The sequence below is a fragment of the Yersinia intermedia genome (genome assembly GCF_900635455.1).
In the GTDB taxonomy this organism is placed as follows: Bacteria; Pseudomonadota; Gammaproteobacteria; order Enterobacterales; family Enterobacteriaceae; genus Yersinia; species Yersinia intermedia.
Window position 1 is genome coordinate 3,457,646 of record NZ_LR134116.1, and the last position, 13,603, is coordinate 3,471,248.

Sequence of the window (13,603 nt, forward strand, 5' to 3'; positions counted from 1 at the left end):
CCTAGGTCCGTTAAAAATACAGGCACTTGATGAGCTCGTCCAAGAGTTAAAATAGCCAATAAAATAGCCAATAAAATAGCCTTAATGGGATAACATCTTAATTATGCGCATTATTCACCGACTAACCCAATATCAGCGCTTGTACCAAAAGTTCGGCGATCAACCGGCGGCTACCACCGTCAGTGAACTGGCAAGCCTACTATTTTGCAGTGAGCGACATGCCCGCACTCTGATTCAACAGCTACAAGCGAATGACTGGCTCAGTTGGCATTCACAAGTTGGCCGAGGAAAACGAGCACAACTGCAATGCCTGAAAAAACCTGATGCACTGCGCGCAACCTACCTGCAATTATTCCTTGAGCAAGGTGACCATCAGGCCGCTCTCGCACTCGCCCAACTGGAACCTGAACGCCTTCAAGCCTTACTAAACCCTCACATGGGTGGGCAATGGCAGGCAGATAGCCCAATACTGCGAATCCCTTATTACCGGGAGCTTGAGCCGTTAAACCCGATGACTGTTAGTGGCCGGGCAGAGCAGCATCTGATTTATACTTTACACGCAGGCCTGACCCGATTTAACACTGGGGACCCACTACCAAAACCGGATCTGGCTCATCACTGGCAAGTCAGCGATGATGGTTTAACCTGGCAATTCTTCTTGCGCAGCCAATTACGTTGGCATAACGGGGAACATATTCGCAGCGAACAGTTGTTGCAAACGCTGGCACTGTTGCGGGCAAATCCGCGCAACCAACCAAGTTTTGCTAATATCACCACAATTACCCTGCCCCATGCTTTATGCCTGCAATTTACGCTGCTGCATCCTGATTACTGGCTGGCACATCGGCTGGCAGATTTACCCTGCAAGTTGTTTCACCCCGACGCCCCGCTTCTGGGGGCAGGCCCATTTAAGTTAGCGACGTTCAACCCACATCTGGTTCGGCTGGTGCAGCACGAATTTTATCATTTGCAGCATCCTTATCTGGAAATCATCGAATACTGGATAACCCCAAGCCTTGTCGTGCAGTCCGCCGACGGGAGCTGCCAACATCCGGTACGTATCACGATTGGACAGGAGGATGAGTTTCCTTTAGCCCGCCCCGTTCAGCGCAGTATGAGCCTCGGTTTTTGCTATCTGGCTATTAATCGACATCTCAATAATCTTACTCCCCAGCAAATAGCCAAATTGCTGATGCTAGTGCAAACTTCCGGGATATTAGAAGAGCTGTCAATTCGCCGTGGTGTGATAACCCCCAGCCATGAAATGCTGCCTGGCTGGCCTATCCCCCAGTTTACATCCGATGAAAATCCACCATTGCCTGCCCATCTGATACTGACCTATCAACCGCCGATGGAGCTTGAGAGCGTTGCCGAACAACTAAAAACAGTATTGGCAACCCATGGTTGCACATTAGAAATCCGCGCCAGTCGCAATAAGCAGTGGAAAGATACTCATCAAATTGAAGAGGCAGACTTATTATTAGCAGACCATTTAGTCGGGGAATCACCTGAAGCTGCGATGGAAAGCTGGCTCCAACTTGATCCGCTGTGGCGAGGAATTCTTTCCCCAGAACAATTGGAACAGCAACAAAAAACACTGATCCAAATTCAGCAAACTGAACTTGCTGCTGAACGTTTCCGCCAATTACGGGAATATTACAATGATCTGATGCTGACAGGGCTGATTCTCCCGTTATTCAATTATCAATATCAGGTCAATGCCCCGCCACGGATTAAAGGTGTTACCCTAACCGCATACGGCTGGTTTGACTTCAATCAGGCATGGCTACCACCGGCGACCAATTGACAACCAAACGCAGGTTACTACCCTTTCGTCCGTGAACTGAGTAACATACTGCCAGTTCTTAATTTTGCTGTGGGCTGGCTCTTTCAACGCCCACTGCCGTACGAGGTCACAGCATGAAACGCGCCGTCGTTGTCTTTAGTGGTGGACAAGACTCCACTACCTGTTTAATTCAAGCATTACAACAATATGATGAAGTCCACTGCATTACATTCGATTACGGACAGCGCCACCGCGCAGAAATAGATGTTGCTCGCGCCCTTGCCACGCAGCTTGGTGCTAAAGCGCACAAAGTGCTGGATGTTGGCATGCTCAATGAGTTAGCGGTGAGCAGCCTGACCAGAGACAGTATCCCTATTCCTTCTTTTGATGAAGAAGATGCCAATACGGTTCCCAGTACGTTTGTCCCCGGCCGTAATATTCTATTCCTGACCTTAGCCGCAATTTATGCTTATCAGGTGCAAGCTCAGACGGTTATCACCGGTGTTTGTGAAACCGACTTCTCCGGCTACCCTGATTGCCGCGATGAGTTCGTAAAGGCACTTAATCATGCAATCGACTTAGGTATTGGCCGAGATATCGCTTTCGTTACCCCTTTAATGTGGCTGGATAAAGCAGAAACCTGGGCACTGGCAGATTATTATCAGCAATTGGAGCGTGTTCGCCATGACACCCTAACTTGCTACAATGGGATTCAAGGCGATGGTTGTGGCCAATGTGCTGCCTGCCATTTACGAGCCAAAGGGTTGGCGCTCTATCTTGCTAATAAACCAAAAGTGTTATTAAGCTTGAAACAAAAAACCGGGCTAATTTGATTATTGTTCACTCCGATAGCTACCATAATCGATTCATTGCCCCGTTCTTATAATGGCCTCGCTCATCAGAGCGAGGTATATCGTTACCACTGGATGTTTTACCAAAAATACTGACGAGGTATACCTCCTCAGCAACTGTTCCGGCTATTCTGTAATACCTCGATTGACAAACTCTTCCAGTTTTTCGCGCAGTTCACCCTCAATGGGCAATGCCCTCTGACTACGCAGATCTATACAGGCAAACGTCAGTTCCGCATCCGCCACCAGAATGGATTCGGGCTCTAGCTTGACAGTCTGTTTCATCACACCACTTTTGCCGTTTAGCTTTAATAACTGGCTATCAATTCGTAGCAAATCACCCAATACCGCAGGCCGACGGTAATTAATATTGATATTAACTACGATAAAAGCAATTTGGTTTTCAGCCATCCATTGTGCTGCTGGCTCCCCATCAAGCCATTCCCAACGCGCTTCTTCGAGAAACTCTAAGTAGCGGGCATTATTAACATGTTGGAAAACATCAATATGGAAACCCCGGACTTTAATATGAGTATGCATGACAGCGAGCTTCTCCAGACAGTGAATAAAAGTTATGTACCTTCGGCAGTCGAATGGTGTTGGCAAGAGGGTACCAACACAACTGGTACGACCTCACAGCAAGATTAGCAGAGGAAAATTACTTCATCGTATGCTTGCTATGTAATCTAGAGCGAAATCACAGTTTCCTACTACTGTAGGGGCTTACATTATGAAAAGATGGTTATTGTTTGTGGTAAAAATAGCCAGACAAATACCCACAGATATCTGCCTGACCACAGTGCTTATCCATCACAAACTAAAGTTACATTTTAAGCTTGGTATTGTTCCTCTCTAAGAATGAAGGGCCAATACCTGGGACTTCGAGTAACTGTTCAGTATCAGTGAAAGGGCCGAACTGCTCGCGATAACTAACGATGGCCTCTGCCTTCTTCCTGCCAATTCCGCTCAGGAACTGCGCCAACTGCTCAGCAGTAGCACTATTTATATTAATCTGGCTTGCGCTGCCTGTTGGGGTGCCAGCAGCGGTTGCCGCCGCCGTACTCACCTGCCCTTGATTCTTCTCTGCCACTTTGGCTGGCGGAGAGCCTGCTTTTACCTGACTATTTATCGGGGTATGACTTCGGGAGTTGAGGGTTTTATCCTGAGTGTTACTGGTGGGGCTTCCTGGAGCCGCAAAGGCTATCTGCTGGATAGACAGACCTGCGAATAATGCTGTTATAACAAATAATTTTCCTATGAATTTCATGCTGTATCCTCCTTGTGTTTGACAGCATGGCTACCTTGCCGCAACCTCCGATTCATCGCAAAGGGCAGATTTCAGATATGCGAAAGGCCGCCAAAGCGACCTTTCGTTGTTACATCGAGTTGCAGATGTATGCGAGGCTAATTGCGATTATGGGGCGTTATTGCGGCTGCTGTTGCTCCGCCGGCCCCATCTTAATGGTCGCCTGTTTGTGCAGGTTCGCCATCAATGCATCAAAAGTCACACCGCTAGCTCCTTCCAGCATTTTAGCGGTAAAGACCTTCATTTCGCCTTCCGGCAATTTACCCGGAGTGACTGATAACAGTTCGATCAGTACGATGTTGTCCTGGCGATCCTGAGATAAGCCATAAACTGGCTGTTCTTTTTGCGGGTGAGCCAAGGCAAAGATAGTCTGGACTAATTGATCGTCATCTGGTGCACGCGACACCGCTTTCTTCTCACCAAAAGTGATACCAGCAGCCTTCATTGCGTCTTCGCCTTTGCCCTGCTTCAGTGCAGTCAGCAGCTTTTCACCATCAACACGTGCCAATTGTTCTGCTTTCTGACGTTTCACCAATTCAGCAACCTGATCACGTACTTGGTCAAATGGCTGAATACCTTCTGGTTTATGAGCATCGATACGGATAACGAAAGCACGGTCACCATCAACTGTGATTACATCTGAATTGCTACCCGGTGCGCCATTCTCACCGACCAGGCCACCATCAAAGATTGCCTGTACAACTGGTTTGAAGTTAACCTCGGCAGGTACGGCATCACGAGTAAACCAACCGGTTTGCTTAGCTTTAGCGCCTGCGGCTTCTTCTGCGGAGGCCAGGGATTCGTTATCACTGGTAGCCGCTTCACTGACCTTTTGCTGTAACGCGTAATAAGCGTCAACGGCTTTTCCCTGCTTAACTTGTTTTGCCAGCGCATCATGCACTTCAGACAAAGGTTTAACCTGGGCAGGTTTGATGTCATTTAAGCGAACAATCAAATAACCTACCGAGGATTTAACCACATCAGACAGTTGGCCTTTTTCGTTCAGATTTGCTTGTTTCAGTTCATCAGCCGTGGTGTCTGGTTCCAACCAACCCAGTTCACCACCATTTTTGCGGGAAATGATATCGGTAGATTTCTCTTTTGCCATCGCGGCAAAATCGGCACCTTTTTTCAACTCATCCAACGCTGTTTTGGCTTCAGCTTCAGTCTTGAACTGAATCACACTGTAGTTACGTTGTTCCGGCTGGGTATAGCTGCTTTTATGCAGTTCATAGTACGCAGCAATATCTTCCTCGGTGAGCGTGATTTTGTCCTGCATCGCGGCAGCATCCATCACGATGAAACTGACTTTCATCTGTTCCGGTGCAATGAAGCTATTTTTATTCTGGTCGTAGTACGCTTTCAGCTCTTCATCAGTCACTTTTTGCTGTGCCTGAAGGGCTTTGAGGTCAATGGTCGCCAGGCGAACTTCACGCTGCTGCAAAATCAGCTCTGACATCGCCTGTGCTTCGACAGGCAGAACAAAGCCTGTATCACCGAATGCTTGCAGCAATTGTTGATTAATGAGTTGCTGACGCTGTAATTGCGCGAATTGGTCAGGGGTGTAGCCCATCCGGTTAACCAGTTCGAGATATTTGTTGTTATCAAACTTATTATCAGTCTGGAAATAAGGTGCCTGACGGATGGCATCTTTAACTTGTTCGTCACTGGCAGTCAGGCCCAGTTTTTTGGCGTACTGGTCAAGTAACATGTTGTTGACCAACTGCCCCAACACCTGCTGACGTAATTGCAGCATATAGCCTTCATTTGCGGCCAGTGCTGAGAATTGTTCACCTAATTGCTGCTGCAAGCGGCCACGCTCACTCTGTACAGCCTGTTCTAACTGAGCACGACTAATTTCTTGGCCATTAACTTTGGCTGCAAAGTCGTTGGAACCGCCAATCAGATAGCTGCCAACCCCGGTCAGGATAAAGGACAACATGATCAAGGCCAGAATGATTTTGAGCACGACGTTATTAGCAGCCGCGCGTAAATTGTCCATCATAATGTGACAATACTCCGCTGTAATATGGATTAAAACTGTTGCGCAGGTCTAAATAAACCCAGCATTCCTTGCGACAGCCCTTCGTGCTGCTGCGCGTTAAACTGCTTACTCTGTTTGCTACTAACCAATATTGGTTACTGCCTATTTTTGCTCTAAACGGGCCGCTGATATTCTCTCATCAGACTAACATTTTACACCCGTTCAGCGCTCAGTCAGTTCAACTGCCTAAGCGAAAAAAAAGCGCATCATTAACGATGCGCCTTGTATCTTACCTTACCAGCTCAACTGCGTCAGGTTATTGTTTAACACAAACAATATATCCCCTTGGTACTTGAAGTTGCAGAGGTGTTCGCTACTCTCACTAACCCGAATCACTTACCTGAGTAAACTCATCGGTATTCGTTCGCTTACAACCTGACTGCTACTTCAATCTCTTTGGGTTTAGCGCAATGAGAATTGACGCGGTAATCAGTTTACTGCGTCTTTCAGGCCTTTACCGGCACGGAAGCCTGGTACTTTAGCCGCAGGAATACTGATTTCTTTGCCTGTCTGAGGGTTACGGCCAGTACGTGCAGAACGCTCACGTACTGCAAAAGTACCAAAACCAACCAGAGCTACGTCATCCCCTTCTTTCAAAGATTCAGTAACAGAAGCAATAATTGCATCTAACGCGCGCCCAGCGGCCGCTTTGGAAATATCTGCACCTGCGGCAATTTTGTCGATCAGTTGTGACTTATTCACTCTTTCATCCCCTTTAGAATTCTATCGTCGCGCCGAAAATCCCTACGGACAACACGACAGCGCAGCTGTTATATCAATCCTGTCCAACCTTGGCAAGCAGCCCAAAGGCAGAAACTTTTGTCAGACAGCCGAACTAACTTAGCGGCACAAAAAATAGCTGGCAAGTAGCATTTCACTTACCAGCATCAGTTTTATCAATACTTCTTGCGATCCGTCACTATTTTGACGCTACCGGCTGTGCCCCGAAGGCTGGATTTTGCAACGCGATGGCTAAAACATCATCAATTAGTTTAACCGGATGAATCTCCAGATCAGCGATAACATTGTCTGGAATCTCTTCCAAATCACGTTTGTTATCTTCTGGAATCAGCACAATTTTGATCCCACCACGGTGAGCTGCCAGCAATTTCTCTTTCAAACCACCGATTGGCAATACTAAACCACGCAAGGTGATTTCGCCGGTCATCGCCACATCTGCGCGCACCGGGTTACCGGTCAGACAAGAAACCAGCGCGGTACACATAGCAATACCTGCACTCGGACCATCTTTTGGCGTCGCACCTTCAGGCACATGCACATGGATATCGCGTTTTTCGTAGAAATCTGGATTAATACCTAATTTATCTGCGCGCGCACGCACCACAGTCAACGCTGCCTGAATTGATTCTTGCATCACTTCACCCAGCGAGCCGGTGTAAGTCAGCTTGCCTTTGCCCGGAACGCATGCCGTCTCAATGGTCAGTAAATCGCCACCCACTTCAGTCCACGCCAGCCCGGTCACTTGACCCACGCGATTCTCAGTATCAGCTCGGCCATAATCGACCTTCTGCACACCCAAGAAGTCTTTAAGGTTGTCACCGTTGATTTCAATGTGCTTAACCGTTTTATCCATAAGCAGATTTTTTACTGCTTTACGGCACAGTTTGGAGATTTCACGCTCCAGACTACGCACCCCAGCTTCACGGGTGTAATAACGGATAATGCTCATAATGGCACTGTCATCGATGGTCAGTTCGCCTTTCTTAATGGCGTTGCGCTCAAACTGTTTCGGCAACAGATGCTGCTTGGCAATATTGAGTTTCTCATCTTCGGTATAACCGGACAGGCGAATAACTTCCATACGATCCAGCAACGGTGCTGGAATATTCATGGAGTTAGAGGTGGCAACGAACATGACATCCGACAGATCATAATCCACTTCCAGATAGTGATCGTTGAATGCAACGTTTTGTTCTGGGTCCAAAACCTCCAGCAGTGCAGACGCAGGATCACCGCGCATATCGGACGCCATCTTATCAATCTCATCCAACAAGAAGAGTGGGTTCTTCACCCCAACTTTCGCCATCTTCTGGATCAATTTACCCGGCATAGAACCGATATAGGTGCGGCGATGACCACGGATTTCCGCTTCATCACGTACCCCACCCAGCGCCATACGGACATACTGGCGGCCAGTAGCACGAGCAATAGATTGGCCCAGAGAGGTTTTACCCACCCCAGGAGGCCCAACCAGGCACAGGATTGGCCCTTTAATCTTGCTAACGCGGCTCTGTACTGCGAGGTATTCTAAAATACGATCTTTAACTCGTTCCAAACCGTAGTGATCGGTATCCAGAACTTCCTGCGCTTTTACTAAGTCTTTTTTAACTTTACTGCGGCTGTTCCAAGGCACCTGCAACATCCAATCGATATAACCACGTACTACGGTTGCTTCCGCAGACATCGGTGACATCATTTTCAGTTTTTGCAGCTCGGCTTCGGTTTTTTCGCGTGCATCTTTCGGCATTTTGGCCGCTTCGATTTTACGCTTCAGCGCTTCGTGTTCATCAGGCGTATCGTCCATCTCGCCCAGTTCTTTCTGAATGGCCTTCATTTGCTCATTCAGATAGTACTCGCGCTGGCTCTTTTCCATCTGTTTTTTGACGCGATTGCGAATCCGTTTTTCGACCTGTAACAGATCGATTTCTGACTCCATCATTGCCATCAGGTATTCCAGACGTTCGGTCACATCGAACATTTCCAGAACAGCCTGTTTATCATTTAATTTCAACGGCATATGTGCCGCGATAGTATCCGCAAGACGCGCTGCATCATCAATGCTGTGCAGTGAAGCCAGCACTTCTGGTGGGATCTTTTTATTCAGTTTGATATAGCCTTCAAACTGATTAATCGCCGTGCGAACCAAGACTTCTTGTTCACGATCGTCCATCACTGGCGATTCAAGATATTCTGCCTGAGCAGCAAAATGCTCACCGCTGTCGGAAAGCGTGGTGATACGCGCACGCTGTAGCCCTTCAACCAGCACTTTAACTGTGCCATCAGGCAACTTCAGCATTTGTAAAATCGAGGCTACAGTGCCTACTGAAAACAAATCGTTGATACCAGGCTCATCAGTCGAGGCTTCTTTCTGCGCAACCAGCATGATTTTTTTATCATGGTCCATTGCAGCTTCCAGGCACCGAATCGACTTTTCCCGGCCAACAAACAGTGGGATCACCATATGCGGATAAACCACCACATCGCGCAGAGGCAATACGGGGATTTCTATGCGTTCGGAACGCTCAGGGTTCATAGAGCTCTCTCTTAGTTTAGCTTCCGCCAGATTACTGGGAATCTCGTGAAACACGAGTCATCACGAGTTTCACTAAATAGGTTATTGAGTATATGGGGACGAATGTCTTACATTCAACGATTACAATGCGAGGAAAAAGAAATGGGGGATAAAATCCCCCATTGTCATACTAACCATCTGGATTATTTGGCTAATTATTCGCCAGAAGCTTGGGCTTCCGGTTGGCCATAAATCAGCATTGGTGCAGATTGGCCAGCAATAACTGACTCATCTACCACCACTTTTTCCACACTGTCCATTGACGGTAAATCGTACATGGTATCCAGCAATGCGCCCTCTACGATAGAACGCAGGCCACGAGCACCTGTTTTACGTGCCATCGCTTTTTTGGCAATTGCAGTCAACGCTTCATCACGGAACTCAAGCTCCACACCTTCAAGATTGAACAACGCCTGATATTGTTTAGTCAGCGCGTTTTTCGGTTCTTTCAGGATCTGAATCAGTGCGTCTTCACTCAATTCACTCAGCGTTGCAACCACAGGTAAACGACCGATAAATTCAGGGATCAAACCGAATTTAATTAAATCTTCTGGCTCAGCCTGACTCAACAACTCACCTTCGGTTGCTTTTTCTGACTTGCCTTTTACCGTGGCACCGAAACCGATACCCGTTCCGGTGTTAATGCGCTGCCCGATAACTTTGTCCAGGCCAGCAAAAGCACCACCGCAGATAAACAGAATTTTAGAGGTATCAACCTGCAAAAACTCCTGCTGCGGATGCTTACGACCACCTTGTGGTGGCACGGCAGCAATCGTCCCTTCAATCAATTTCAGCAGGGCTTGCTGCACACCTTCACCTGAGACGTCACGCGTGATCGACGGGTTATCAGACTTACGTGAAATTTTATCAATTTCATCAATATAGACGATACCGCGTTGTGCTTTCTGCACGTCGTAATCGCATTTCTGCAAAAGCTTCTGAATGATGTTTTCAACATCTTCACCCACATAACCGGCTTCAGTCAGCGTGGTAGCATCTGCCATGGTAAATGGCACATCCAGGAAGCGAGCCAATGTCTCAGCCAACAGTGTTTTACCACTACCGGTTGGGCCAATCAGCAGAATATTACTTTTGCCCAGTTCGATACCATTACTGGTATCACCATTGCGCAAACGCTTGTAGTGATTGTATACCGCAACGGCCAACACTTTTTTCGCCGGTTCCTGCCCGATGACATAATCATCCAGGTGATGGCGGATTTCATGCGGCGTAGGCAGCGAACTGCGCTCCCTATGGGGGGCGACTTCTTTGATCTCTTCGCGAATAATGTCGTTACACAAATCGACACATTCATCGCAGATATACACTGACGGCCCGGCAATTAGCTTACGCACTTCATGCTGGCTTTTGCCGCAGAAAGAGCAATACAGCAGCTTTCCAGAACCGTCTTTGCGCTTATCTGTCATCAGTAAACCTCTTCTTCAGTATCTGCCACACCCGAAACTATGGTAGCAGGGAGACTATTCTCGCTATTGCTGGACGCCACGCTAATCTTCAGCGGACAGCCGATATATCGGGTAGTTAGTGAACAATGTGCAATGCAACTGTTCGATTACACGATTTGTTCTATTTACATACACTATAGTATATCGGCTCACAGAAATAAGTCGCTAGTCACGACGGGTGAACACGGAATCAACTAATCCGTATCCTACAGCCTCTTCGGCTGACAAGAAACGGTCACGTTCAGTGTCTCTCTCTATTTCTTCAAGAGGTTTTCCCGTGTGAAGAGCCATCAGTTCATTCATGCGCGATTTTACTTTTAAAATCTCTCTGGCATGAATTTCAATATCTGTCGCCTGCCCCTGGAAACCGCCCAACGGTTGGTGAATCATTACCCGCGAATTCGGTAAGCAGAAACGTTTACCCTTAGCACCCGCAGTCAACAGGAACGCACCCATTGAGCATGCCTGGCCCATACAGATAGTACTGACATCAGGCTTAATGAATTGCATGGTGTCATAAATTGACATCCCAGCAGTGATCACCCCACCTGGAGAGTTAATATACAAAAAGATATCTTTTTCTGGATTTTCTGCTTCCAGGAATAGCATCTGTGCCGTAATCAGGTTGGCCATATGGTCTTCAACCTGGCCGGTCAGGAAAATAATGCGCTCTTTTAACAGACGGGAGAAGATATCGTAAGAACGTTCCCCACGTGAAGTCTGCTCAACCACCATTGGCACCAGAGCCATGTTAGGTGCAAATTGATCTCGTTCGCCACTGTATGACATTACCGTCTCCTAATAGAATTTACTTTGGCGCCATTCATAACCGATTCTACTTGAGATAAGTAATGATGACTATGTTCATGCATCAAGGTCGCGTGCAAACCGCCTGGTTATCCAGACACATTCGACGGTGGTAATCAGCCAGTGTTTCATCAACATCTTATATGAACGTCTGTTAGGTTAATTGGGGGATTAGTCGTCTTTTTCAAGCCCCAAGGTACTTTTTTTTAACCGGACATACCCGCTCATTATCTTTGCCGTAATCCTGACGCTCTATTGATTGTTTATCTGTTAAGTATTGCATTTCACTTTTCAAATATAGCGCAGATTACAGTGAAACATGCCAGATTAATCATACTATTGAACGATTATTGTTATAAAAGAAAAGCCCGTAACCAAAGGCTACGGGCTTAATCAGTCAAAAAACCGGATATACCCTTCGTATTCGACGTTGCAGGGGCCAGCTACAGGCTCTCACCCGAATCACTGACCTGAGTCAACTCATCAGGATTAATGACCCCATGCTTGAGGCCCACCCGTTGAGTCAGCATACATGCTGTTCAAATCGGTTCACGACCGATTTGCCCTTCACTTGCTACTTCCTGCAACACCCACTTTCAGCGAAAGATGACATCCCGTTTGATGTGCGAAAAACATTACGCAGCAGTGGTCTGATTCATCAGTTCACTGAAGGTAGTTGGTTTTTCAGTTACTTTGGCTTTAGCCAGCAGCGTTTCTACTGCTTGTTCTTCCAGAGCAACGTTACGCATATTGTTCATCAGCTCTTTGTTTTTGCTGTAGAACTCAACAACTTCTTGTGGATCTTCGTAAGCAGATGCCATTTCTTCGATCAGTGCTTTAACACGATCTTCGTCCGCTTTCAGCTCGTGCTGGCTGATAACTTCACCCAGCAACAAACCAACAACGACGCGACGCTTAGCTTGTTCTTCGAACAATTCACGTGGCAGTTCAGCAGCTTGTTTCTCGTTACCACCGAAACGCTGTGCAGCCTGACGGCGCAGAACGTCGATTTCACCTTCAACCAGTGCCGCTGGAACGTCAATTGCGTTCGCGCTAACCAGACCGTCGATTGCCTGAGTTTTAACACGGTTACGTACTGCGCCTTTCAGCTCACGCTCCATGTTTTTGCGCACTTCAGCACGCAGACCCGCGACAGAACCATCAGCAACGCCGAAACGCTTGATGAATTCTTCGGTCAGTTCTGGCAGCTCACGCACTTCAACTTTCTTCAACACGATGTCGAATTTAGCTGATTTACCTTTCAGGTTTTCTGCATGGTAATCTTCTGGGAAGTTTACGTCGATGGTGAATTCTTCACCGGCTTTATGGCCGATAACACCTTCTTCGAAACCTGGGATCATACGACCCTGGCCCATTGCCAGCACGAAATCAGACGCTTTACCACCTTCAAACTCTTCACCGTCGATAGAGCCGGTGAAATCCAGAGTTGCGCGATCTTCAGCAGTCGCTGCCGCATCAGTGTCTTTCCAGGTTGCTTGTTGCTTACGCAGAGTTTCCAGCATGGTATCAACGTCAGCGTCGTTTACTTCAACAACTGGCTTTTCTACTTCAATGCTTTCCAGATCTTTCAGCTCAACTTCTGGGTACACTTCGAACTCAACGGAATAAGTAAAATCTTCACCCTGCTTGTATTCACCCGGTACATAGTTTGGTGCGCCGGCTGGGTTGATTTTTTCCTTAATGATCGCATCAACGAAATTACGTTGCATCAGGTCACCCAGAACATCCTGGCGAACAGATGCGCCGTAACGCTGTTCAACGATGTTCATCGGCACATGGCCTTTACGGAAACCGTCGATACGAACACTTTTAGCGGCTTTCACTAATTCGCTTTTTACTGCTTTCTCAATGCTGTCAGCAGCAACAGTAATTGTTACACGGCGGCCAAGGCCTTGAGTGGTTTCAACAGAAACTTGCATCTTGTTACCTCAAAAAAATCACAGTGCTCGGTCAACTCCAGAAGCTGCAAACAAAGCAGTACCATTACCCTTTCAGGAATGATGCCAACT

The 13,603-nt window shown here is 47.3% G+C and carries 10 protein-coding genes; 2 read left to right on the forward strand and 8 right to left on the reverse strand.

Annotated elements, in window-relative coordinates; all coding sequences use genetic code 11:
- Window positions 1-103: 103 nt before the first annotated feature.
- Together EL015_RS15955 and queC are read left to right on the forward strand one after the other, a co-directional pair.
- Window positions 104-1,807, forward strand: coding sequence for an SgrR family transcriptional regulator (locus tag EL015_RS15955; RefSeq protein ID WP_005182223.1), 1,704 nt, complete (start codon window positions 104-106; stop codon window positions 1,805-1,807).
- Window positions 1,808-1,920: 113 nt separating this feature from the next.
- Window positions 1,921-2,619 (forward strand): 7-cyano-7-deazaguanine synthase QueC, encoded by a 699-nt coding sequence (queC, locus tag EL015_RS15960; RefSeq protein ID WP_005182218.1) that lies wholly within the window; start codon window positions 1,921-1,923, stop codon window positions 2,617-2,619.
- Window positions 2,620-2,763: 144 nt separating this feature from the next.
- Here queC and EL015_RS15965 read toward each other — a convergent pair whose 3' ends face one another.
- From EL015_RS15965 to tig, 8 genes are all read right to left on the reverse strand, one after another.
- Complete coding sequence (locus tag EL015_RS15965) at window positions 2,764-3,177, reverse strand: acyl-CoA thioesterase (protein WP_005182215.1); 414 nt, start codon at window positions 3,175-3,177, stop codon at window positions 2,764-2,766.
- Window positions 3,178-3,460: 283 nt separating this feature from the next.
- Window positions 3,461-3,904: a ComEA family DNA-binding protein gene (locus EL015_RS15970; protein ID WP_005182211.1), complete on the reverse strand. Its 444-nt coding sequence runs from the start codon at window positions 3,902-3,904 to the stop codon at window positions 3,461-3,463.
- A gap of 157 nt (window positions 3,905-4,061) precedes the next feature.
- A complete protein-coding gene (gene ppiD / locus EL015_RS15975) occupies window positions 4,062-5,948 on the reverse strand; it encodes a peptidylprolyl isomerase (RefSeq protein ID WP_005182208.1) in 1,887 nt (628 codons plus the stop codon).
- A gap of 468 nt (window positions 5,949-6,416) precedes the next feature.
- A complete protein-coding gene (gene hupB, locus EL015_RS15980; RefSeq protein WP_004392663.1) occupies window positions 6,417-6,689 on the reverse strand; it encodes a nucleoid-associated protein HU-beta in 273 nt (90 codons plus the stop codon).
- A gap of 217 nt (window positions 6,690-6,906) precedes the next feature.
- A complete protein-coding gene (lon, locus tag EL015_RS15985; protein WP_005182204.1) occupies window positions 6,907-9,261 on the reverse strand; it encodes an endopeptidase La in 2,355 nt (784 codons plus the stop codon).
- Window positions 9,262-9,455: 194 nt separating this feature from the next.
- Window positions 9,456-10,727, reverse strand: coding sequence for an ATP-dependent protease ATP-binding subunit ClpX (gene clpX / locus EL015_RS15990; protein WP_004703362.1), 1,272 nt, complete (start codon window positions 10,725-10,727; stop codon window positions 9,456-9,458).
- A 204-nt stretch (window positions 10,728-10,931) separates the two neighbouring features.
- Complete coding sequence (gene clpP, locus EL015_RS15995; RefSeq protein WP_032905598.1) at window positions 10,932-11,555, reverse strand: ATP-dependent Clp endopeptidase proteolytic subunit ClpP; 624 nt, start codon at window positions 11,553-11,555, stop codon at window positions 10,932-10,934.
- Between the two features lie 653 nt (window positions 11,556-12,208).
- Window positions 12,209-13,513, reverse strand: coding sequence for a trigger factor (gene tig / locus EL015_RS16000; RefSeq protein ID WP_005182198.1), 1,305 nt, complete (start codon window positions 13,511-13,513; stop codon window positions 12,209-12,211).
- Window positions 13,514-13,603 lie beyond the last annotated feature (90 nt).

Coding starts and splice junctions, on each gene's coding strand:
- EL015_RS15955 (WP_005182223.1), top strand. CDS start 104: ATGCGCATTATTCACCGACTAACCCAATATCAGCGCTTGTACCAAAAG.
- queC (WP_005182218.1), top strand. CDS start 1,921: ATGAAACGCGCCGTCGTTGTCTTTAGTGGTGGACAAGACTCCACTACC.
- EL015_RS15965 (WP_005182215.1), bottom strand. CDS start 3,177: ATGCATACTCATATTAAAGTCCGGGGTTTCCATATTGATGTTTTCCAA.
- EL015_RS15970 (WP_005182211.1), bottom strand. CDS start 3,904: ATGAAATTCATAGGAAAATTATTTGTTATAACAGCATTATTCGCAGGT.
- ppiD (WP_005182208.1), bottom strand. CDS start 5,948: ATGATGGACAATTTACGCGCGGCTGCTAATAACGTCGTGCTCAAAATC.
- lon (WP_005182204.1), bottom strand. CDS start 9,261: ATGAACCCTGAGCGTTCCGAACGCATAGAAATCCCCGTATTGCCTCTG.
- clpX (WP_004703362.1), bottom strand. CDS start 10,727: ATGACAGATAAGCGCAAAGACGGTTCTGGAAAGCTGCTGTATTGCTCT.
- clpP (WP_032905598.1), bottom strand. CDS start 11,555: ATGTCATACAGTGGCGAACGAGATCAATTTGCACCTAACATGGCTCTG.
- tig (WP_005182198.1), bottom strand. CDS start 13,513: ATGCAAGTTTCTGTTGAAACCACTCAAGGCCTTGGCCGCCGTGTAACA.